Below are 20,471 nucleotides of genomic sequence, written 5' to 3'. Positions count from 1 at the left end.
CAGCGGGCCGGGGCTTCGTGGGGGTCTGCGACGGAGCATCGACGAGGAAGTTGGCGCAGACCGTATTGAAGTGACCCACCTGTCTGGTGAAAGTTCCGTGCTTCCCGGCTGAACAGGCAAATCTGCTGAAATCCTTGCCTCGCCAGGCCGGCTGGACCGGTCCGGGCGGTGGGGCTGTTGCCTCTGGATGCACAGCGGTTGCCGCTTAAATTTAACGCCTGTTATACTTTTGCGGCTCGGCGAGGCGCGTTCAACGGCTTCGTCGCTTCCCAACCACCAGGTTTCGCGTGTGCTGAATTCCGCCGCTGCAGGCCGGCGACTGGCATTGCGGGCGGCTTCATACCAGATGGCCGTCGTGGTGCTGGTGGCGCTGGTTTTCCTAGTACAGGGGTGGTCGGCCAGCTTGGCCGCGCTTCTGGGCGGGGCTGGCGTGGTGTTGGGAAGTGCCCTGGCTGCCAATGTCGCGCTGGGCGGTGGAGTGGTAACGGCGCGATCGGCGTTCCTGCGGTTGCTGCTGGGCACCGGCCTGAAATGGCTGGTGCTGATATCGATATTTGCATTGGCACTGGGTGTTGGGCGCATGGCGCCGCTCCCGCTGCTGGCAGGGCTCGCAACCGCACTGGTTGCGCACCCACTGATTTTGAACTTTAGTGTCAGGGTAGAACGTGAGCGCTGAAACGGCCTCCGGTGGCGGGTCCACCGAATACATCCAGCACCACTTGCACCATCTCCAGTGGCAAGTGGGAGAGGGCAAGTTCATGACCATCAACATCGACAGCGTGTTCTTCACGCTGCTGATGTCGGCGCTGTTCCTGTTCTTCTTCCTGCGTACTGCACGCAAGGCGACCGCCGGCGTGCCGGGCAAATTCCAGTCGGTGGTGGAGATGGTGGTCGGCTTCGTCGACGGCTTGGTCCGCGAGACTTTCCATGGCCGCAGCAAGCTCATCGCGCCGCTGGCCATCACCATATTCTGTCTGGTGTTCATGATGAATTTCATGGACATGCTGCCGGTCGACTGGCTGCCCGCGTTGTGGGGCAAGGCCAACGAGGCCGCCGGCCACGATCCTGCGCATGCCTACCTGCGTGTGGTCCCCACCGCCGACCTCAACACCACGCTGGGCCTGTCGTTGATGGTGTTCCTGCTGATCCAGGTCTTCGGCATCAGCCACAAGGGCATCGGCAAGTTCACCGCCGAGGCCTTCACCGCGCCCTTCCATGCCGAAGGCACGGTGATGAAGATCCTGCTGGCCCCCGCCAACCTGCTGCTGCGCGTGATCGAGGAGCTGGTCCGTCCGCTCTCGCTGACGCTGCGACTGTTCGGCAACATGTACGCCGGCGAGCTGATCTTCATCCTGATCGCGCTCATGACCTGGAATGCAGCTGCCTCCAGCGGCATGACCTACGTGATGGCGCCGCTGCAATTCATCTCGGGCTTCGTGTGGACGGCCTTCCACATCCTGGTCATCACCCTGCAGGCCTTCATCTTCATGATGCTGACCGTCGTGTACCTGAGCATGGCGGCCGAAAGCCACTAAGCCGACAAGTTTCGCTTCACCCTTTCATCCCATCCTTTTTCACACCTGACTAGTTGTACGGAGAACACCATGGAAAATGTCGCCCTCTACGCAGAAATCGCGAAGTTCACGGTCATCGCGGCCGGCCTGCTGATCGGTCTCGGCGCCCTTGGCACCGCGATCGGTTTCGCCATCCTCGGTGGCAAGTTCCTGGAAGGTTCGGCCCGCCAGCCGGAGCTGACCCCGATGCTGCAGACCAAGATGTTCATCGTCGCCGGCCTGCTGGACGCGGTGCCGATCATCGGCGTCGCCATCGCCCTGCTGCTGATCTTCGCCAACCCGTTCCTGTCCGCGATCGCGGGCTGATCAGGCAACCGGTCTTGGCTAACGCCGGCGCCTAGCGCGCTGGCGTCAGGAGTACGCAATGGATATCAACCTCACTTTCATCGTCCAGGGCTTCGCGTTCTTCGCGGTGGCGTGGCTGGTGATGAAGTTCGGCTGGCCGCACATCATCGCGGCCATCGAAGAGCGTCAGCAGAAGATCGCAGAAGGACTGGCCGCGGCAGACCGCAGCCAGAAAGACCTCGCGCAGGCGCAGGAAAAGGTCAACGAGGCGCTGAAAGAAGCGCGCACCAAGGCCAATGAAATCATCGACCAGGCGCACCAGCGTGCCAACCAGATCGTTGAAGCCGCCAAGAACGACGCCATCAGCGAAGCCAACCGCCAGAAGGCGCTGGGCCTTGCCGAGATCGATGCCGCCAGCACCCGTGCCAAGGAAGACCTGCGCAAGCACGTTTCCCTGCTGGCGGTGAGCGGCGCCGAGAAGTTGCTCAGGCGTGAAATCGACGCCAGCGCGCACAAGGCGCTGCTCGACGAGCTGGCGGCAGAGATCTGATCGATGAGCCAGGCCCTCACCCTCGCACGTCCGTACGCACGCGCCGCCTTTGCCATTGCACAAGACGAGAACGGCCTGTCGGTGTGGTCCAGCGCGCTCGGTTTCGCCGCGCAGGTGGCCGCTGACCCGCGCGCCGCCTCGCTGCTGCTGAACCCGCAGCTGACCCATGCCGAGGCGGTTTCGTTGCTTTCGGTGGATGGCGCCGGCGAATCGTTCACGCGCTTCCTGGCCCTGCTTGCGGAAAACCGCCGCCTGGCCCAGTTGCCGGAAATCGTCGCGCTCTACGAGCAGTTGAAGGCCGAGGCCGAGCGCGTGGTCAAGGCCACCGTGACCTCCGCGACGGAACTGCCGGCGGGCGAACTGGACGTGCTCAAGGCCGCTTTGAAGAAACGCTTTGGTCGCGAAGTCGAGATCAGCACCGCCGTCGACGCATCGCTGATCGGCGGCGCGGTGATCGACGCGGGCGACGTGGTGATCGATGGCTCGTTGAAAGGCAAGCTCTCGCGGCTGCAGGCCGCACTCGCGCAATAAGCGGGAATGGAGAAGCGTGAGTAGGGAATAGTAAGAGCAGCGGTTGTCGCCCTAACCATTCTCCATTTCCACTTCGCCCTTCCCAGAATAATCAAACCCGTATCCGGCCCCTTGCCGGAACGACCAAGGAAACCGCAATGGCAACCACGCTCAACCCCTCCGAAATCAGCGAACTGATCAAGACCCGGATCGAGAAGGTCAAGCTGGCCGCCGAGGCCCGCAACGAAGGCACCGTGACCAGCGTGTCCGACGGCATCGTGCGCATCTTCGGCCTGGCCGACGCGATGCAGGGCGAGATGATCGAACTGCCGAACGACACGTTCGCACTGGCACTGAACCTGGAGCGCGACTCGGTCGGCGCCGTGGTCCTGGGTGATTACGAAAACCTGCGCGAAGGCGACGTGGCCAAGACCACCGGCCGCATCCTCGAAGTGCCTGTCGGTCCGGAGCTGCTGGGTCGCGTGGTCAACGCGCTGGGCGAGCCGATCGATGGCAAGGGCCCGATCGACGCCAAGATGACCGCACCGGTGGAGCGCGTGGCTCCCGGCGTGATCTGGCGCAAGTCGGTGTCGCAGCCGGTGCAGACTGGTTACAAGACCATCGATGCCATGATCCCGATCGGCCGCGGCCAGCGCGAGCTGATCATCGGCGACCGCCAGACCGGCAAGACCGCGGTGGCCATCGACGCCATCATCAACCAGAAAGCCACCGGCATTAAGTGCGTCTACGTCGCCATCGGCCAGAAGGCTTCGTCGATCGCCAACGTGGTCCGCAAGCTGGAAGAAAACGGCGCGCTGGCCCACACCATTGTGGTTGCCGCGACCGCGTCCGAATCGGCCGCGATGCAGTACATCAGCGCCTACTCGGGCTGCACCATGGGCGAATACTTCATGGATCGCGGCGAAGACGCCCTGATCGTGTACGACGATCTGTCCAAGCAGGCCGTGGCCTACCGCCAGATCTCGCTGCTGCTGAAGCGCCCGCCGGGCCGCGAAGCGTATCCGGGCGACGTGTTCTACCTGCACAGCCGCCTGCTGGAGCGCGCAGCGCGCGTGTCCGAGGACTACGTTGAGAAGTTCACCGAGGGCGCGGTCAAGGGCAAGACCGGGTCGCTGACCGCATTGCCGGTCATCGAGACGCAGGCCGGTGACGTGTCGGCGTTCGTGCCGACCAACGTGATCTCGATCACCGACGGCCAGATCTTCCTGGAAACCGACCTGTTCAACGCCGGTATCCGTCCGGCCGTGAACGCCGGCATCTCGGTGTCGCGCGTCGGTGGCGCCGCCCAGACCAAGATCATCAAGAAGCTGTCGGGCGGCATCCGCATCTCGCTCGCCCAGTACCGTGAGCTGGCCGCGTTCGCGCAGTTCGCCTCGGACCTGGACGAAGCCACCCGCAAGCAGCTCGAGCGCGGCCAGCGCGTCACCGAGCTGATGAAGCAGAAGCAGTACCAGCCGATGTCCATCGCCAACCAGGCGCTGTCGATCTACGCCGTCAACGAGGGCTACCTGGACGACGTGCCGGTCAACAAGCTGCTGGCGCTGGAAGAAGGCCTGCATGCGCATTTCGCCAACACCAAGGGCGACCTGATCGACAGGATCAATGCCAGCGGCGACTGGAACGACGAGATCGAAGCGGCCTTCAAGGCCGGCATCTCCGAGTTCAAGACCACCGGTAGCTGGTAACAAGGGCGGTAAATGGCGAAGGGACGAGAGTGAAGTAGAGCGTCACCGCTTCAGCTCTCGAGCTTGCGCAGCAAGCGTTCCCTTCACCCTTCACCCTTTACAGCGAGCACAGCGAGCGACAACGAATGGCAAGCGGCAGAGAAATCAAAACCAAGATCAAGAGCGTGCAGAACACCCGCAAGGTGACGCGCGCGCTGGAGATGGTCTCGGCCTCCAAGATCCGCAAGGCGCAGGACCGCATGAAGGCCTCGCGTCCGTATGCGCGTGCCATGAAGCAGGTCATCGGCCACCTGGCCCAGGCCAATTCCGAGTACCAGCATCCGTTCCTGGTCGAGCGCGCCGAGATCAAGCGCGTCGGCTACGTAATCATCTCGTCGGACCGCGGCCTGGCTGGCGGCCTCAACAACAACCTGTTCCGCAAGCTGCTGGGCGAGATCCGCCAGTGGCAGGACAAGGGTGCCGAGGTCGACGTGGTCACCATCGGCCAGAAGGCCTCGTCGTACTTCCGCCGCATCAAGGTCGGCATGCTGGCTACGGTCACCCACCTGGGCGACAAACCGCAGCTGGAACAGCTGGTGGGCGTGGTCAAGGTCATGCTGGATGCCTATGAGTCGGGCAAGGTCGATCGCGTGTACCTGACCTACAACGACTTCGTCAACACCATGACCCAGCGCGCGGCGTTCGACCAGTTGCTGCCGCTGCCCGCTTCAGACACGCCGATCACCCAGCACGACTGGGACTACATCTACGAACCCGATGCGGCCAGCGTGCTCGAGCACGTGCTCACGCGCTACGTGGAATCGCTGGTGTACCAGGCGGTGCTGGAGAACGTGGCCTCCGAGCATGCCGCGCGCATGGTCGCCATGAAGTCGGCCAGCGACAACGCCACCAAGCTCATCGGCGACCTGCAGCTGGTCTACAACAAGGCGCGCCAGGCCGCGATCACGCAAGAGATTTCCGAAATCGTCGGCGGCGCGGCCGCTGTCTGAAGCAGTAAACAGAGAAGAGTAAAGAGTAAAGAGTCACAGCCAGAGCACTGCTCGCTTTTCTTGACCATTTACGCTTCGCCCTTTACCGCACCAAACAAACAAAGTTACCGGAGTCAGCAATGAGCAACCAAGGCAAGATCGTCCAGATCATCGGCGCCGTCGTCGACGTAGAATTCGCACGCACCGACGTGCCGAAGATCTACGACGCGTTGAAGGTGGAAAACACCGCCATCACCCTGGAAGTGCAGCAGCAGCTGGGCGACGGCATCGTGCGCACCATCGCGCTCGGTTCCACCGACGGCCTGAAGCGCAACCTGATCGCCACCAACACCGGTCGCGCCGTGTCGGTGCCGGTGGGCGTGGGCACGCTTGGCCGCATCATGAACGTGCTGGGCGAGCCGATCGACGAAGCCGGTCCGGTCGAAGCGACCGAGCATTGGGAAATCCACCGCGCGGCGCCTGCCTACGCTGAGCAGTCCTCGGGCAACGACCTGCTGGAAACCGGGATCAAGGTCATCGACCTGATGTGCCCGTTCGCCAAGGGCGGCAAGGTCGGCCTGTTCGGCGGCGCCGGCGTCGGCAAGACCGTGAACATGCTGGAACTGATCAACAACATCGCCACCGAACACGCGGGTCTTTCCGTGTTCGCCGGCGTGGGCGAGCGTACCCGCGAAGGCAACGACTTCTACCACGAGATGGCCGAAGCCGGCGTCATCAAGCTGGAGAACCTGAAAGAGTCGAAGGTCGCGATGGTCTACGGCCAGATGAACGAGCCGCCGGGCAACCGCCTGCGCGTCGCGCTGACCGGCCTGACCATGGCCGAGTACTTCCGCGACGAGAAGGACGCCGAGGGCAAGGGCCGCGACGTGCTGTTCTTCGTCGACAACATCTACCGCTACACCCTGGCCGGTACCGAAGTGTCGGCGCTGCTCGGCCGCATGCCGTCGGCCGTGGGCTACCAGCCCACCCTGGCCGAGGAAATGGGCGTGCTGCAGGAACGCATCACCTCGACCAAGACCGGTTCCATCACCTCGATCCAGGCCGTGTACGTGCCCGCGGACGACCTGACCGACCCGTCGCCGGCGACCACCTTCGCCCACCTGGACGCCACCGTGGTGCTGTCGCGTAACATCGCCGCCCTGGGTATCTACCCGGCCGTCGATCCGCTCGATTCCACCTCGCGCCAGCTGGACCCGAACGTGATCGGCAACGAGCACTACGACACCGCCCGCCGCGTGCAGTCCACCTTGCAGAAGTACAAGGAACTGAAGGACATCATCGCCATCCTGGGCATGGACGAGCTGTCGGAAGAAGACAAGCAGGCCGTGTCGCGCGCGCGCAAGATCGAGCGCTTCTTCAGCCAGCCCTTCCACGTGGCCGAAGTGTTCACCGGCTCGCCCGGCAAGTACGTGTCGCTGAAGGACACCATCCGCGGCTTCAAGGCCATCTGCGATGGCGAATACGACCACCTGCCCGAGCAGGCGTTCTACATGGTCGGCGGCATCGAGGAAGCGGTCGAGAAGGCCAAGAAGATGGCCGAAAAGGCCTGAGAGCGGTAACGAGTGAAGGGTGAAGAGTGAATTAGAGCAACAGCGATTCGAACCTTGAGCATGCGCGGCATGCGTTCCCTTCACCATTTACCCTTTACTTCGAGCAAAGCGAGAAAACCATGGCAAGCACCATCCGTTGCGACATCGTCAGCGCCGAGCAGGAAATCTTCCACGGCGAAGCGACGCTGGTCGTGGTGACCGGCGAACTGGGTGAGCTGGGCATCGCGCCCCGCCACGCCCCGCTGATCACGCGCCTGAAGCCGGGCAAGGTCGTGGTGACCCTGCCCAGCGGCGAGCAGCTGGATTTCGCCATCGGTGGCGGCATCTTGGAAGTGCAGCCGCAGGTGGTGACCGTGCTGGCCGACACCGCGATCCGCGCCCAGGACATCGACGAGGCCGCCGTGCGCACCGCCATGGAAGAAGCCGAGCGCGTGCTCGCCAACCGTGGCGAAGCCATGGAAGTCGCCGAGGCGCAACAGAAGCTGCTGGAAGCCACCGTGCAGCTGCAGGCGCTGGAGCGCCTGCGCAAGACGCTCAAGCACTGATCACGTATCACGGATCACTTGTCAGGCTGTATGCTGCCCGGTGTTCCAGGCAGGCAGTGGCGTCTTGATGTCCGACTATTCCGGCACTGACAATCTCGAGGTGATGGCCGAGGCCGTCAACTACAACGATTTCCTCAGCGAGCGCGTCCTGCGCCTTGCCTCGGGGACTAAAAACATCCTGGATTTCGGCGCCGGCATAGGCACGTTCGCCCAGCGATTACGCGATTCCGGTTTCAGCGTGCTCTGCTTGGAGCCGGATGCGGCGCAGGCGGCGAAGTTGCGCAGTGACGGCATGCTTGTCTGCGAATCGATGGCATCAGTGCCGGCCGGCAGCGTGGATTACATTTACACCCTCAACGTCCTGGAACACATCGACGATGACGGGGAAGCACTGGCGCAGATCGCTGCCGCGCTCAGGCCGGGAGGCCGCCTGCTGGTCTACGTCCCGGCATTCCAGGTGCTTTACTCAGGCATGGACCGCAAGGTGGGCCATGTCCGCCGTTACCGCCGACTGGAGCTGCAGTCCAAGGTGGCAGCCGCCGGCTTCACCGGAATAAAAGCCCGGTACGTTGATTCGATCGGCTTCTTCGCGGCCCTTGCCTACCGTGCAATGGAACGCGGTGAAGGCGACGGAGGCATCAACTTGCGCGCCTTGAAGTTCTACGACAGGTTCATATTCCCGCTGAGCCGCGTCACCGACCATCTGTTCGGCTTGCTGTTCGGAAAGAACGTGATACTCACGTCCCGCAAGGGCTGAACGAGTTCAACGGTAAACCCAGCGCCTCAGCACCAGGTAGCTCACGATCGCGAGCACGAGCTCCACTCCGGGCTTTGCGATCCACGCGGCCGACAGTCCCCATTGTTCGCGTATCGCCTGCATGGCCACCGTGCTGCATGCGGTCAGTGACAACCAGCTCGCGGCGAACCGGGCGAATCGCTGCCACCCCAGCCGGGATTGGCCTGCTTCACCGAACGTGTAGCGGCCATGCAGCGCGAAGCCGAGCACTGCAATGCAGGTCCTGCCCAGCGTGTTGGACCAGATTGTAGGAACTCCACAAGCGGTTAAGATGACGAACAGGGTCCAGTCGAGCACGAGCTGGAACAACCCGACGGCCACAAAACGCGATTCTCTATGGGCGAGCAGCTTCAGGGGTTTGCCTTCCACACGGCCTGGACGTAGTTGGTCACCGCAGTATCCCACCATCAAGACCAGAGCACATGACTGACGACAAGCGCGAAAACCCGACAGTTGCCGTAGTGATTCCCTGCTACAACGAAGCACTCACGGTAGCCAAGGTCGTGCAGGATTTCCGGAGGGTGTTGCCGGACGCGGACATCTACGTCTTCGACAATGCGAGCACGGATGATACGGCGCGCTGCGCGCTGGCGGCCGGGGCGATGGTCATCCCGGTCGCGGCGAAGGGCAAGGGCAATGTGGTCCGCAGCATGTTCCGCGATGTCGATGCCGACGTGGTGCTGATGGTGGATGGTGACGACACCTATCCTGCAGATGCAGCCTTGCTGATGCTGGAGGATGTGATTGCCGGGCGTGCCGACATGGTCGTGGGCACGCGACTGGAATCCCACGATGACGCATCCTTCAGGCGTTTCCACGGGTTTGGCAACAAGCTGGTCCGCTGGAGCATCGGCTGGCTTATCGGAAGCCCGATACGCGACGTGCTGTCGGGGTACAGGGCATTCTCACGCCGATTCGTGGAGTCCATGCCGGTGCTGTCACGTGGCTTCGAGATCGAGACGGAGATGACGGTCTTTGCGCTTACCAGTGGCTTCCTGATCACCGAGCGCACCGTTGCCTACGGCGTGCGTCCGGAAGGCAGCCACTCCAAGCTCAATACCTTCCGGGACGGCGCGCGCGTAATGCGTACGATCTTCTTTCTTTTCAAGGATATGCGACCGCTGCTTTTCTTTAGCTGCCTGGCGGCGCTGTCAATCATCGTCGGGCTGCTGTGTGGCCTCGTGGTCTTGAGTGAATTCACTGCCACGGGCTTGGTGACCAGGCCTTCCACCGCGGTGCTCGCAGTGGCTTTTACCCTGACCGGTATCATCTCCCTGGCTACGGGATTGATCCTGGACACCGTGAATCGGCGTTCGAGCGAAATACTGCGACTGATCACCGACCAGTTGGTTTCCACCAAGCATAGCGATAGTCGCGGAAGCGGCGGCAGTGCGGCAACCCGCGCCCGCCAGGCTGCGGCGCTAGAAGGCCAATAGTCTCTTCTGGCGCCTCCAAACCAGCGCCAGCATCGTGGCAAGCAATAACAACGCGACGACGGTGATCGCGCGGCCGGCGCGGAATGGCGAGGAAGTGAATTTCGTCACCACTTCATTGCGCCCCGGGGGCAGATAAATAGCGCGCCCCAGAACCTGCGCCGGGTACACGGTTGCCCGCTTGCCATTCACTTGCGCGACCCATGAGGCATACGGCGCATCGGCGAAGAACAACCAGCATGGCCTTGTTGTGGTCACTACCGCGACGTAGCGCGTGGACGCGTGCGAAACCTCCTGGATGGCATCGTCTGCGCCACATTCCTGGCCGGTGTCGGTGGTTGGCCCCGGAGCATTGCCGCCGCCTTCCAGTGCAAGCACCTGGGTGCCGCTGGCATGCAGCAGCTCCAGTGCGTGCTGCGCGTCACGCACATAGTGGTGGTTCGCGTAGAGGCGGACGGGTGGCAATGCACGGTCGTTGCGCAGCAACCTGATGTCATAGGTCCGGTCCAGGTAGATGCGGTGCAGTCCCGCGGCGATCGGGTCGGAGCTGGACGAGACATACCGGATCGACAGGATGTCGAGCAACCTTTGCCCGTGGCTGGCCGATTGCTGCAGTTCGGAAGCAACCGCCTTGCTGGCGATCTGGCTGCGCTCGGTATAGAGCGCCATGGAGCCATCCAGGGAGGGAATTCCCCACAGCAGGTTGGTCATGCCGCCGACCGCGGCAATGAGCCTGCCCGTATTTGGCCCCAGCGCCTCCGAATGGGGCGGAGTGAATACGGCGAGTGCCGATCCGGTTGAGTCGTAGAGCTTGTAACGGCCGAAGGCGGGATCCTGGCGGATGGTTCGTACCGTTCCGGGCATGGCCAGGTAGGATTTGTCGACCATCCGGAAGGTGTCAAAGCGCAGGACCAGGCACTCGATCAAAAGCAGGACGAAGGCAAGTGCAGGAAAATAGCGCAAACGCCCCGATCTCCACAGCAGCGGGGCCGCCAGCAGCGCCACGATAGACGAGGTCATACCGATCAGCTGGCCTGCCGGCATCAAGGACAGGGTCGATGCGGCGACTGTGCACAGCGCCAACACGGCGGCGACGGCGACCGGCAGAAAATGTGTTCGAGCAGGCCCGCTGCCGACTGCCGCCGCTCTGCGCAATTCGCTACACAAGTGCCCGGCCAGCAGCGCAACCGGGATCATGGCAACGCCGATGTAGGCCTGCATTGAACGGAAATAGTTGAGTCCCGGCACAAGGTGGTGCTCATACGCAAACATGAAAAGGGGCGTGGTCGCTCCCAGGGCGATGAGTGCCACCGCTGCAATCGCGTGGCCCATTACGCGGGGTGGCTTGCGCATCGGCAACGAGGCAGCGAACAACGCCGCCGTCAGCGGACTTCCCAGTGAAGGTACGAGCCCCAGCGCGTTGCCTGTCGTGGGCAGCACTGCACCACGCAGGTAGTCGATCATGGGCGAGTAGAAAAGGAGTGCCGTGCCATCCTTGCGTATCGAATAAGGAATCAGTTCCATCAATGGCAGCAGCTGGATTGCACAGACTCCAAGTGCAATGAAGACGGCCAGCGCGCCATAGCCAAGCATCGGCTTCCAATGTGCGAACAGATGCAGCCGTTCCGAGCGCAACAGCAGGGGGCTTGCCAACGCGAAGAAGATATACAGGGCAAGGCCATGCGCCAGTTGCAGGTAGCCGGCCAGCACCACCAGCGAACAGAGCAACGCCATCGTCATCGTATTGAGGAGTCCGGGCCGCTGATACCAGCGCTCGACCGACCACATGGCCCATGGCAACCACGATAGTGTGCCGGTGATGGTCATGTTCCCCTGCGACAGCAACCAGCTGGTGCAGAAAACCAGGGCGACGGCGGCAAACGCGGCGCCCCAGCGGTCCAGATCAAGGCTGCGTGACAACCTGTACATGCCGGAGGCGGCTATCACCATGCACAGGAAATGAAACAGGCCGTGGCAGTAGCGCGGGTCCACCAATGCATCCAGCACCAGGTTGAGCGGGCTCAGGAATGCAGTCTGCGCTTCGGCCAGCAAGGCATGGCCGCCATACACCTTGTCTGACCAGAGCATGCTCTCGTATCCGGCGAGTGCGTCGGCGTGATAGGTCAGCATTGGCAAGCCATGGACGATTGCATCGCCATGGGCCAGTGTCATTCCGCCAAACAGTGCCGGCCAGAACAAGGCCAGGCAGAGCCCCAGCACGAGCGTCAGTGGCAGTGCCTTGGCGGCCCATGGCCAGCCGATAGTCAGGCGGCCCCGGTGGATCCTGGCTGCGGGGGGCGATGGCAATGAACCGGATTGCATGCAGCGTTCCTCGTGGGGCGGGATGTCATGTGCTGTGGCAGGAATTTGTTTGAGCCCGGACACTGTCGAGTCGGACCCGCGGGCACTCCTCATCCGGACATGCCGGAATTACCTGTGGGCACGATAGACCCAATACTTTGACATCAGGAACCCGAACAGGCCGAGCACCACTTCCACGGCGGGCTTCGCCAGCCACGCCCACCGCAGTCCGAACACATCGTCGATGGCTCCCATCGAGATCGTGCTGATGACCGTGGTCACCGTCCACATCAGCAGGAAGCGGGCGAACTGCTTGCGGCCCATGTGGTGTTCGTCGCCGGAAAAGGTGAAGCGTCCGTTCAACCAGAAGCCGAGCAGCGCGCCGCTGATGCGGCCGGCGACGTTGGCAGGTTCGATGGCCAGGCCGCCGTGGCTCAGGGCCACGGTCACGCCCCAGTCCAGCAGCCATTGCAGGATGCCGATCAGCAGGTAATAACGTCCCTGTCGCAATACGCTCATGGCGCATTTTCCCACACTGGAATCAGCCACAGCTGCGCATCGCCCACTTCGTCCTGCAAGGCCGCGCCGGCACGCTGCAGGCCGGCGCGCTGCGCGCCGGAGAGTGTGCCGGTGCGGGTCAGCACCGCGCCGACATGTTGCTGCCGCAGCAGCGCTTCCCAGGCGCCACCGCCGAGGTCGGCCTCGGCCGTGAGTGCGGCACGGGCCAGCGACGGGTCATAGGCCGATAGCGTGCGCGCCCGCACGCCCATCTCCGCAACGAGGGGCTGCTGCGGGTCCATCGCCAGCACGTTGCCGTGGTCCGTTGGCAACCTGCGCAAGGTGGCCAGCAGGACGCGCTCGGGCGTGTAGTGGCGGAACGACGCCGCGTCATCGCCTCGCGCCAGCACGGCTTCCTTCAGCGCCCCGGTCCGGAGCATCCAGTGGCCATTGGACTGGAAAGCGAAGTTCAACAGGCATACGCCGCCCAGCAACCAGGCGGCGCGGCGTGGGTGGACGCGGAAAGCGGTTGCCGCCAGCAAGGCCAGCAGCACCACGCTGGCGGGAAATGCGTAGCGCAGGTACTGGAGCGGGATCAGCGGGAGCAGGACCAGGGCGGCCAGCATCACTGCCGTCATCGCGGTCCGTCGGTGCGACAGCGCCAGCAGCCACGCCCCCAGCAAGGCGACCAGCACGAAGCCGCCCCCGCCGGCGAAAGCTTCCAGGTAGCGGCCGGTATCGAAGGTCAGCTTCCAAGGCAGCAGGACGTTGAATCCGGCATGCCAGCGCGGGTCGTTGAAGTCGGACGCGGCGAAGTACGGGGAATGGAAGTAGCTGTTGAACAACGGCAGGAACGGATTGCTGGCAAGGGTCCACGCATAAACATAGCTGCTGGTGCCGATCGCAAGCGCCACCACGGTGGCGCCCAGCGTGGGCAGAAGGCGCAACAAACTCCGGTGTCGCCATGCCGCCCAGGGCAACAACAGAAGCGCCGTTGCGGCCGCAGCGAGCTTCAGCCCGAGCAGCCCGCCGACCAGGATCGCGCCCGCCAGCAGCGATCGGCGACCGGCCTCGGGCGTGCGCAGGATCAGCGCCACGAGCCAGACCAGCAATGCGGCGGTCGGGGTCTCGGTCTGCATGCTTGCGGCCAGTACCGCGGTCAACGGCAGGCTTGCGTACAAGGCCACGGAAAGCCAGCGGCTACGGCTATCGCCGCCCAGCGTCGTGCAGAGCTGCCAGACGCCGGCTGCGGTCAGGAGCATCCACAAGGCATTGACCGGGCCCCGCGATTCGGCGCCGGCAAGCAGTTGCGGGAACGCGTGGATGACATCACCCAGCCACGGCGCCAGTGCCCAGATGTGGGTTTCCGGATCCATCGTGTAGCGGCCCTGTTCCAGCAGTTCCCAGGGCAGGCGCAGGTGATAGCCCACGTCATCGGGTTGCATGGTGGGCAACCAGCAACCGGTGCTGGCCAGGCCCAGCGCGAGCACCGCCCATGCCGCGGCGCGCGGCGCGGGCGTGATGGCGGAATTCCATTGCCTGCGCAGGCCTCGCAGCGTGCTGGCCACGGTGGCTCGCCCCAGCGCGACCAGCACGACGCAGACGCCGAGGTAGCTCCACCGATGGTGCAGCGGCAAGGGCAGCAACCAGGCCAGCATGGCGCCCAGCACGACCAGGCCACAGGCTGCCTGCAACGCAGCCGATTCGCGTGGCAGGAGGATGCCTCCCAGTGCAATGGCGGCCATGGCCATCAGCAAGGTGCACGCCACTGGCAGCACGCCTGCGAACCCCACCAGCGCCAGGCACCAGGGCAGTGCCAGTGCCGAGGCCCACGTCCAGCCAGCGAAACGCCGCAGCGGCCAGGCGATCGACCCGGCCAGCAGGGACAGCAGCACCAGTTCGCCAAAGCGGCCGGGGTGCCAGTGTTCCCACAGCCGGTACTGGACCATGCCCGCCATACAAAGCGGCACGCCAGCCCACAGCAGCGCCTTCTGCCATGGGCGGGGTGTCGAATCGGCAACAGCAAACGGGGGCGAGTGGGTGGCGTCTGATGGCGTCATCGCGCGCATGCTAACAGCGCGCCGATTTAGAATGCGCCACGAAATCAATCCCGGGAACACACATGGCCTCACCCTTGCACGTGATCATCCTTGCCGCCGGCGAAGGCAAGCGCATGCGCTCGGCCAGGCCCAAGGTGCTGCAACCCATGGCTGGGCGGCCGATGCTGGCCCAGGTCATCGCCGCGGCGCGCGCGCTGGACCCGGCCGGCATCCACATCGTGCACGGCCATGGCGGCGAGCAGGTACAGGCAGCGTTCGCCGACCAGCCCGACCTGCACTGGGCGCACCAGGCACAACAGCTCGGTACCGGCCACGCGGTGGAGCAGGCCATGCCCGGGGTGCCGGACGCGGCCACCGTGCTGGTGCTGTACGGCGACGTGCCGCTGATCCGCAGCGACACCCTGGAACGATTGCTGGAGGCCCCCGGACGCCTGGCCGTGCTGGTCGCCGAGCTTGCCGATCCTACCGGTTATGGCCGCATCATCCGCAATGCCGAAGGCCGGGTCGCCGCCATCGTCGAGCAGAAGGATGCCGACGAGGAGCAGCGCCGCATCCACGTCATCAACACCGGCATCATCGCCGCCGAATCCACCGCGCTGAAGCGCTGGCTGGCGCACCTGTCCAACGACAACGCGCAAGGCGAGTACTACCTCACCGATGTATTCGCCGCCGCCGCCGAGGAGTTCAGCGCTGCCGAGATGGTAGTGGTGAGCGAAGCCATCGAAGCCGAGGGCGCCAATGACCCCTGGCAGCTTTCCCAGCTGGAGCGGGCCTTCCAGCTGCGCCAGGCACGCGCCCTGTGCGCGCAGGGCGCGCGCCTGCTGGATCCGGCGCGCTTCGACCAGCGCGGCACGGTGACGGTGGGCCGTGACGTGGAGATCGACGTGGACGTGGTGCTGGAAGGCAACGTCGAACTCGGCGACGGCGTCAGCATCGGCCCCTTCACCCGCTTGAAGGACGTGAAGCTCGGCGCCGGCACGCTGGTGCGCGCGCATTGCGACCTCGACGGCGTGGTGACGGAAGGCGCGGCCCAGATCGGCCCCTACGCGCGCCTGCGCCCCGGCACGGTGCTGGCCGATGGCGTGCACATCGGCAATTTCGTCGAGACCAAGAAGGCCACCCTGGGTGTGGGCAGCAAGGCCAATCACCTGACCTACCTCGGTGATGCGGTGATCGGCAGTGGCGTCAACATCGGCGCCGGCACCATCACCTGCAACTACGATGGGGTGAACAAGTCGACCACCACCATCGAGGACGGCGCCTTCATCGGTTCCAACTCGGCGCTGGTGGCGCCGGTCACCATCGGGGCCAACGCCACCATCGGCGCCGGCTCGGTGATCGGCAAGGATGCACCGGCCGGTGAGCTCACCCTCACCCGCTCGCGCCAGCAGACCCTGGAAGGCTGGCAGCGGCCGACGAAGCCCGAATAGCAGGGGAGCCACGGCGCATGAATCCTGCCACGCTCGTTGCCCTTGGGGCTTTCCCGCAATCGCTGGAAGCGTTCTTCGATGCAATCCCGGCGGATTTCCGCAACTGGAAGCCTGCGTCGTGGGAAGGAATACCCAGCGAGCCTTTCAGCCCCATCGAGCAGATCCGCCATGTGCTAGATGTCGAAGTGGACGGCTACCATGAACGCTTCCGCCTCGCGCTGGGGGAAACCCGCCCCATACTGCAAAATATAGACGGCGAGGCGTTGTCGATCGAGCGCAATTACGCCGTTGCCGATCCCTCGGAAGTATTCGCCACATTCCGCAGCGCCCGCCGCAAAACACTTGGGGTCATTTCGGCGCTGACGGCCGAACAGCTTGATCGCACCGCGGTGTTCGATGATGTTCCCGTCAGCGTGCGTGGGTTGGTGCACCTGCTGTGCAGTCACGACCAGCAGCATCTGGCTGGCTTGCAGTGGCTGGCCGCCAGGATCGATGGTTTCCTGTTATCCCAGTGCGCCTGCAGCCGATGATTTCCGATGGCGCTGTCTGACATGGTGGAAGTGATAGCCGAGGTCGTTGACCTCCGCACGACCTGGCGTTTCTTCCTGGCGGCCACAACAGGGGGCCTGTTTGCGTGGGGTCTTGTTGAGCTGCTTGGTCCATCCAGCGTGACCTTCCTGCTGGCCGGCATTATTGGTGCAGCGGGGCTATGTCTGGGAGTGGTCTGGCAATGGCGACGTTAGTACAGGCGAACGCCACTGTGGCCAGCAAGCGCCGGCCATGACCGCGCCGATGATCCGGGCGGGCACGGCGGCCGATGTCCACGCACTGCTGGAAGTCGAGCGCCGCGCCGCCGCCCTGCTGCTCGACCATGGCGCTTACGGTCTTTTCGCCATGCACAGCCTGTCGCCGGAAAATCTTCGCGACGGCGTGACCAACGGAATCCTGCGCGTGGCAGAGGCCGACGGAGAAGTCGTCGGCTTCGCACTGTGCGGCCAGGCCGACGGCCACGCGCATCTGTTTGAAATGGATGTTGTTCCCGAGCATGGGCGTTGCGGCATCGGCAGCGCCTTGCTTGAGTCGGCCTGCGACGAAGCGGCTGCGCGTGGACTGCCGGTGATCACGCTGGTCACGCTTCGCGACGTGGCCTGGAATGCGCCCTTCTATGCGGCCCGCGGCTTCGTGGAGATCGATGATGCGGAGTGCGGCGTGGAGCTTGCGCAGCTTGTCGCGCGCGAACGGATGCTTGGCTTTCCGATGAGGCTGCGGGTGGTGATGCGGCGTTCGCTGCCCGTCTGCTGACGGCTGCGAATTCCTCTCTCATCGTCATCCCCGCCTGCGTGGGAACGACGGTCGGTGTATTGGTTACGGAATACCTTGAGCGGCCAGAATGTGGTCCGAACCATTACCATCCCGCCGAATGCGACGCCGGCTGACCAAGCAGGTTCGCTCATTGCTATCGCGAACTTATTCATGGCAATGGCGGGTCAAGACCCGCCCTACGTTCGGGTGTCGCGGAATTTCAGCGTGTAGGCTTTCATCCCGCGTCCGGTAGCTGGATCGCCACGCATAGCCCGCCACCCTCGCGGTTGTGCATCGACAGTCGGCCTCCGTGGGCTTCCACGATCTCGCGGGTCAGCGCCAGGCCCAGTCCGGTGCCGTTGCGCTTGGTGGAATAGAACGGCACCAGCGCGTTCTGCAGCACCGACTCGTTCATGCCGGCGCCCCGGTCCAGCACTTCGATGCGCAACCACTCCGGCAGGCGCGTCAACCTGACGCTGACGCCTCCGGATTCGCCACCGGCCTCGTGCGCGTTCTTGAGCAGGTTCAACAGGGCCTGTTCCATCTGGGCCTGGTCGATGCGGCTGCTCATGCCCTCGGCCGAGCCTTCCATCTCGAACGCGATCTGCCGATGCAGGCTGGCCAGGAAATGCGCCCAGTCCACCGTGTTGAGCAGCGGCTGCGGCAGCTTGGCGAAACGCGCGTAGCCGCGGATGAAGCCTTCCAGGTGGCGCGCGCGCTCCTCGATGGTGCCGAAGATCTCCTCCAGGCGTTCGTGGCGCCCGCGGCGCACCAGCTCGGCGCCGGAATGGGCCAGCGAGGCCACCGGGGCCAGCGAATTGTTCAACTCGTGGCTGATCACGCGGATGACTTTCTTCCAGGTCTGCACTTCCTGGCGACGCAGCTCGTTGGTCAGCAGGCGCAGCAGCAGCAATTCATGCTTGCGGCCATTGAGTCGGAAGTGCCGGCGCGCCAGGTGGTAGACCTGCTCTTCTCGGAAGTCGGCCTCGTCCTCGTCGTCGCTGTCGATCGCGAACAGGCCGTCGCCGCCACGTTGCATGGCCTCGCGCATTTCCACCGGCGCGGCGGCCAGCAGGTCGTCGAAACGCTGGCCCTCCAGCTTCCAGCCGCTGTGAAGCAGCTTGCGCGCGGCCAGGTTGGCGAAGACCACGCGCCGCTCGCCATCGCCGCCGGCGGCGATCAGCAGCATGGCCACCGGCGTGTTCTGGACCATCGTGTCGAGCAGCAGTTCGCGCTGCACGAGTCCCTGGCGTTGCTCGCGCAGCACCTCACCCAGCTCTGCATGGGCCTTGACCAGGTCGCCGAGGTCGTCCTGCCCGCGCCAGTGGATGCCGGAGTTGTACTCGCCGTCGCGATAGGTGTTGACGCTGCCGGCCAGGGCGCGGAACAGCGAGTTCACCGGCGCCAGCGCGCGCTTCACGGCCCATGCGGCGAGCGGCACGATGACCAGCGCCGAAACCAGTGCGGCCAGCCTGGCATCGCCCAGCCAGTCCACCAACAGCAAGGGCAGCGCGATGGCGACCGCCAGCAGGGGCAGCAGCCAGAACAGCAGGCGGCCGGCGACGGAGCGGCGGATCATTCGCGTGGAATGTTGAAGCGGTCCATGCGCCGGTACAGCGCCTGCCGGCTCAGGCCCAGGTCCGCGGCGGCCTGGGCGATCACGCCACCGGCGCGCGCCAGCGCCGATTCAATGCCGGCGCGATCCGGCTCCACGGTTACCGCGGGCCTGGGGATCGTAGCCTTGGGCAGGTTTAGATCGGCCGCCTCGATGCGGTCGCCGCCGGCCAGCAGGCCGGCGCGCTGGATCACGTTGCGCAGTTCTCGCACGTTGCCGGGCCACGGATGGCGCAGCAAGGCGGCACGCGCGCTGTCGCCGATGGGCTTGTCGGCGGGACGGAAGCTTTCGGCCAGCGGCAGGATATCGCCCGGCCTCTCAGCCAATGGCGGCAATGCCAGCTCGATGGCGTTGAGGCGGTAGAAAAGATCCTCGCGGAAACTGCCTTCGCGGATCAGCAGCGGCAGGTCGGCATTGGTGGCGCTGATCACGCGTACGCGGACCTGGCGTTCGCGATTGGAGCCCAGGCGCTCGAAGCGCCCGGTTTCCAGCACACGCAACAACTTCATTTGCCCGGCCAGCGGCAGGTTGCCGATCTCGTCCAGGAACAGGGTGCCGCCATCGGCCGCCTCGAACTTGCCTTCGCGCGCCTTGTTGGCGCCGGTGTAGGCGCCGGCATCGGCGCCGAACAGTTCGGCTTCGATCAGTTCCGACGGCAGCGCGCCGCAGTTCAAGGTCACGAAGGGACCGTTGCGGACCGAGGAGTTGGCCTGCACGATCTCGGCGATCTTCTCCTTGCCGCTGCCATTGGGCCCGGTGATCAGCACCGGCAGTTCCGAGCGCGCGACCTGGCAGGCGAGTGCGATCACGCGCTCGCTGGCCGGATCGTCGAAGACCACGCCGCGCAGGTCGTACTTGCTGGCCAGTTGCTCCTGGCGTGCGCGTTCGCGGTTGCGGCGCCGGTCCAGTTCGCTGCGCGCCTCCGCCAGTTCCAGCAGGTTGTTGACGGTGGCCAGCAGCTTGCGGTCGTCCCAGGGCTTGGCCACGTAGTCGGCGGCACCGGCCTTGACCAGTTCCACCGCGCTGCTCAGGTGGGTCCAGGCGGTGAGCAGGATCACCGGCAGGTCCGGATAGCGCGCGCGGATCTCGGAAAACAGGGCGACGCCTTCGTCGCCCGAAGTGGTGTCGGCGCTGAAATTCATGTCCTGGATCACCAGGTCCACCGATTCGGACTGCAGCATCGCCAATCCTGCTTCGGGCGTCTCGGCGTGCAGCGTGGCGATGTCGTGCAGCGAGAACAGCACCTCAAGCGCCGTGGCAACCGCCGGGTTGTCGTCGATGATCAGCAGGCTGGACATGGTGTGACCGGCATCCTTGGAACAGGTCG

21 protein-coding genes are annotated in these 20,471 nt (G+C 64.4%); 15 read left to right on the top strand and 6 right to left on the bottom strand.

What is annotated here, in order from left to right:
- The first annotated feature begins 289 nt into the window (after positions 1-289).
- The 10 genes from DT603_RS14575 (at position 290) to DT603_RS14530 (ending at position 8,466) form a co-directional block, all read left to right on the top strand.
- Positions 290-676: an ATP synthase subunit I gene (locus DT603_RS14575; protein WP_162350716.1), complete on the top strand. Its 387-nt coding sequence runs from the start codon at positions 290-292 to the stop codon at positions 674-676.
- Positions 666-1,535: a F0F1 ATP synthase subunit A gene (gene atpB / locus DT603_RS14570; RefSeq protein ID WP_162350715.1), complete on the top strand. Its 870-nt coding sequence runs from the start codon at positions 666-668 to the stop codon at positions 1,533-1,535. The genes DT603_RS14575 and atpB overlap by 11 nt, the downstream gene beginning before the upstream one ends.
- A 69-nt stretch (positions 1,536-1,604) precedes the next feature.
- Complete coding sequence (gene atpE / locus DT603_RS14565) at positions 1,605-1,880, top strand: F0F1 ATP synthase subunit C (protein WP_093285301.1); 276 nt, start codon at positions 1,605-1,607, stop codon at positions 1,878-1,880.
- 58 nt (positions 1,881-1,938) lie between these two features.
- Positions 1,939-2,409 carry a F0F1 ATP synthase subunit B gene (locus DT603_RS14560; protein WP_162350714.1) on the top strand — a complete coding sequence of 157 codons (471 nt, stop codon included), beginning with the start codon at positions 1,939-1,941 and terminating at the stop codon, positions 2,407-2,409.
- A gap of 3 nt (positions 2,410-2,412) precedes the next feature.
- Complete coding sequence (locus tag DT603_RS14555) at positions 2,413-2,940, top strand: F0F1 ATP synthase subunit delta (RefSeq protein WP_162350713.1); 528 nt, start codon at positions 2,413-2,415, stop codon at positions 2,938-2,940.
- Between the two features lie 137 nt (positions 2,941-3,077).
- Positions 3,078-4,625, top strand: a complete 1,548-nt coding sequence (gene atpA, locus DT603_RS14550; RefSeq protein ID WP_162350712.1) for a F0F1 ATP synthase subunit alpha — start codon at positions 3,078-3,080, stop codon at positions 4,623-4,625.
- A gap of 125 nt (positions 4,626-4,750) precedes the next feature.
- On the top strand, positions 4,751-5,614 hold the full coding sequence (gene atpG / locus DT603_RS14545) for a F0F1 ATP synthase subunit gamma (RefSeq protein WP_162350711.1): 864 nt from the start codon (positions 4,751-4,753) through the stop codon (positions 5,612-5,614).
- Between the two features lie 119 nt (positions 5,615-5,733).
- The gene (gene atpD, locus DT603_RS14540; protein ID WP_162350710.1) at positions 5,734-7,164 is read left to right on the top strand and encodes a F0F1 ATP synthase subunit beta; all 1,431 of its coding nucleotides are present in this window, start codon (positions 5,734-5,736) and stop codon (positions 7,162-7,164) included.
- Between the two features lie 119 nt (positions 7,165-7,283).
- A complete protein-coding gene (locus DT603_RS14535; RefSeq protein ID WP_162350709.1) occupies positions 7,284-7,709 on the top strand; it encodes a F0F1 ATP synthase subunit epsilon in 426 nt (141 codons plus the stop codon).
- 67 nt (positions 7,710-7,776) lie between these two features.
- Positions 7,777-8,466 carry a class I SAM-dependent methyltransferase gene (locus tag DT603_RS14530; RefSeq protein ID WP_162350708.1) on the top strand — a complete coding sequence of 230 codons (690 nt, stop codon included), beginning with the start codon at positions 7,777-7,779 and terminating at the stop codon, positions 8,464-8,466.
- Between the two features lie 6 nt (positions 8,467-8,472).
- On the opposite strand, the gene DT603_RS14525 is transcribed toward DT603_RS14530, so the two are convergent.
- Positions 8,473-8,874: a GtrA family protein gene (locus tag DT603_RS14525; RefSeq protein ID WP_343037769.1), complete on the bottom strand. Its 402-nt coding sequence runs from the start codon at positions 8,872-8,874 to the stop codon at positions 8,473-8,475.
- A gap of 53 nt (positions 8,875-8,927) precedes the next feature.
- Here DT603_RS14525 and DT603_RS14520 point away from each other — a divergent pair, with 53 nt between their 5' ends.
- Positions 8,928-9,941, top strand: coding sequence for a glycosyltransferase (locus DT603_RS14520; RefSeq protein WP_162350707.1), 1,014 nt, complete (start codon positions 8,928-8,930; stop codon positions 9,939-9,941).
- Here the strand turns inward: DT603_RS14520 and DT603_RS14515 are convergent.
- The 3 genes from DT603_RS14515 to DT603_RS14505 form a co-directional block, all read right to left on the bottom strand.
- Entirely contained in the window at positions 9,927-12,260 is a 2,334-nt protein-coding gene (locus DT603_RS14515) for a hypothetical protein (protein WP_162350706.1), read from the bottom strand. The two genes, DT603_RS14520 and DT603_RS14515, sit on opposite strands and share 15 nt — an antisense overlap.
- 108 nt (positions 12,261-12,368) lie before the next feature.
- Positions 12,369-12,758, bottom strand: coding sequence for a GtrA family protein (locus DT603_RS14510; protein ID WP_162350705.1), 390 nt, complete (start codon positions 12,756-12,758; stop codon positions 12,369-12,371).
- The gene (locus tag DT603_RS14505; RefSeq protein WP_162350704.1) at positions 12,755-14,797 is read right to left on the bottom strand and encodes a hypothetical protein; all 2,043 of its coding nucleotides are present in this window, start codon (positions 14,795-14,797) and stop codon (positions 12,755-12,757) included. The genes DT603_RS14510 and DT603_RS14505 overlap by 4 nt, the downstream gene beginning before the upstream one ends.
- Positions 14,798-14,859: 62 nt before the next feature.
- Between DT603_RS14505 and glmU the strand changes: the two genes are divergently transcribed.
- The 4 genes from glmU to DT603_RS14485 are packed head-to-tail and all read left to right on the top strand — an operon-like array spanning position 14,860 to position 17,529.
- Positions 14,860-16,227, top strand: coding sequence for a bifunctional UDP-N-acetylglucosamine diphosphorylase/glucosamine-1-phosphate N-acetyltransferase GlmU (gene glmU, locus DT603_RS14500; protein ID WP_162350703.1), 1,368 nt, complete (start codon positions 14,860-14,862; stop codon positions 16,225-16,227).
- Between the two features lie 17 nt (positions 16,228-16,244).
- The gene (locus DT603_RS14495; protein ID WP_162350702.1) at positions 16,245-16,757 is read left to right on the top strand and encodes a DinB family protein; all 513 of its coding nucleotides are present in this window, start codon (positions 16,245-16,247) and stop codon (positions 16,755-16,757) included.
- Positions 16,758-16,763: 6 nt separating this feature from the next.
- Complete coding sequence (locus DT603_RS14490) at positions 16,764-16,970, top strand: hypothetical protein (RefSeq protein ID WP_162350701.1); 207 nt, start codon at positions 16,764-16,766, stop codon at positions 16,968-16,970.
- 37 nt (positions 16,971-17,007) lie between these two features.
- Positions 17,008-17,529: a GNAT family N-acetyltransferase gene (locus tag DT603_RS14485; RefSeq protein WP_162350700.1), complete on the top strand. Its 522-nt coding sequence runs from the start codon at positions 17,008-17,010 to the stop codon at positions 17,527-17,529.
- Positions 17,530-17,764: 235 nt separating this feature from the next.
- Here DT603_RS14485 and DT603_RS14480 read toward each other — a convergent pair whose 3' ends face one another.
- Entirely contained in the window at positions 17,765-19,108 is a 1,344-nt protein-coding gene (locus DT603_RS14480) for a sensor histidine kinase (protein WP_162350699.1), read from the bottom strand.
- Positions 19,105-20,442 carry a sigma-54-dependent transcriptional regulator gene (locus DT603_RS14475; RefSeq protein WP_162350753.1) on the bottom strand — a complete coding sequence of 446 codons (1,338 nt, stop codon included), beginning with the start codon at positions 20,440-20,442 and terminating at the stop codon, positions 19,105-19,107. The genes DT603_RS14480 and DT603_RS14475 overlap by 4 nt, the downstream gene beginning before the upstream one ends.
- Positions 20,443-20,471 lie beyond the last annotated feature (29 nt).

The organism is Pseudoxanthomonas gei, from assembly GCF_010119615.1.
Taxonomy (GTDB): Bacteria; Pseudomonadota; Gammaproteobacteria; order Xanthomonadales; family Xanthomonadaceae; genus Pseudoxanthomonas_A; species Pseudoxanthomonas_A gei.
The sequence above is the reverse complement of the archived record's forward strand: the minus strand, read 5'-3'. Positions and strand labels throughout refer to the sequence as shown.

Excerpts from the sequence above, each read along its gene's own strand:
- DT603_RS14505 (WP_162350704.1), bottom strand. The coding sequence starts at position 14,797 with ATGACGCCATCAGACGCCACCCACTCGCCCCCGTTTGCTGTTGCCGAT.
- DT603_RS14520 (WP_162350707.1), top strand. The coding sequence starts at position 8,928 with ATGACTGACGACAAGCGCGAAAACCCGACAGTTGCCGTAGTGATTCCC.
- DT603_RS14495 (WP_162350702.1), top strand. The coding sequence starts at position 16,245 with ATGAATCCTGCCACGCTCGTTGCCCTTGGGGCTTTCCCGCAATCGCTG.
- DT603_RS14555 (WP_162350713.1), top strand. The coding sequence starts at position 2,413 with ATGAGCCAGGCCCTCACCCTCGCACGTCCGTACGCACGCGCCGCCTTT.
- DT603_RS14535 (WP_162350709.1), top strand. The coding sequence starts at position 7,284 with ATGGCAAGCACCATCCGTTGCGACATCGTCAGCGCCGAGCAGGAAATC.
- DT603_RS14510 (WP_162350705.1), bottom strand. The coding sequence starts at position 12,758 with ATGAGCGTATTGCGACAGGGACGTTATTACCTGCTGATCGGCATCCTG.
- atpE (WP_093285301.1), top strand. The coding sequence starts at position 1,605 with ATGGAAAATGTCGCCCTCTACGCAGAAATCGCGAAGTTCACGGTCATC.
- atpG (WP_162350711.1), top strand. The coding sequence starts at position 4,751 with ATGGCAAGCGGCAGAGAAATCAAAACCAAGATCAAGAGCGTGCAGAAC.
- glmU (WP_162350703.1), top strand. The coding sequence starts at position 14,860 with ATGGCCTCACCCTTGCACGTGATCATCCTTGCCGCCGGCGAAGGCAAG.
- DT603_RS14485 (WP_162350700.1), top strand. The coding sequence starts at position 17,008 with ATGACCGCGCCGATGATCCGGGCGGGCACGGCGGCCGATGTCCACGCA.
- DT603_RS14475 (WP_162350753.1), bottom strand. The coding sequence starts at position 20,442 with ATGTCCAGCCTGCTGATCATCGACGACAACCCGGCGGTTGCCACGGCG.
- DT603_RS14560 (WP_162350714.1), top strand. The coding sequence starts at position 1,939 with ATGGATATCAACCTCACTTTCATCGTCCAGGGCTTCGCGTTCTTCGCG.
- atpA (WP_162350712.1), top strand. The coding sequence starts at position 3,078 with ATGGCAACCACGCTCAACCCCTCCGAAATCAGCGAACTGATCAAGACC.
- DT603_RS14515 (WP_162350706.1), bottom strand. The coding sequence starts at position 12,260 with ATGCAATCCGGTTCATTGCCATCGCCCCCCGCAGCCAGGATCCACCGG.
- DT603_RS14480 (WP_162350699.1), bottom strand. The coding sequence starts at position 19,108 with ATGATCCGCCGCTCCGTCGCCGGCCGCCTGCTGTTCTGGCTGCTGCCC.
- DT603_RS14490 (WP_162350701.1), top strand. The coding sequence starts at position 16,764 with ATGGCGCTGTCTGACATGGTGGAAGTGATAGCCGAGGTCGTTGACCTC.
- DT603_RS14530 (WP_162350708.1), top strand. The coding sequence starts at position 7,777 with ATGTCCGACTATTCCGGCACTGACAATCTCGAGGTGATGGCCGAGGCC.
- atpD (WP_162350710.1), top strand. The coding sequence starts at position 5,734 with ATGAGCAACCAAGGCAAGATCGTCCAGATCATCGGCGCCGTCGTCGAC.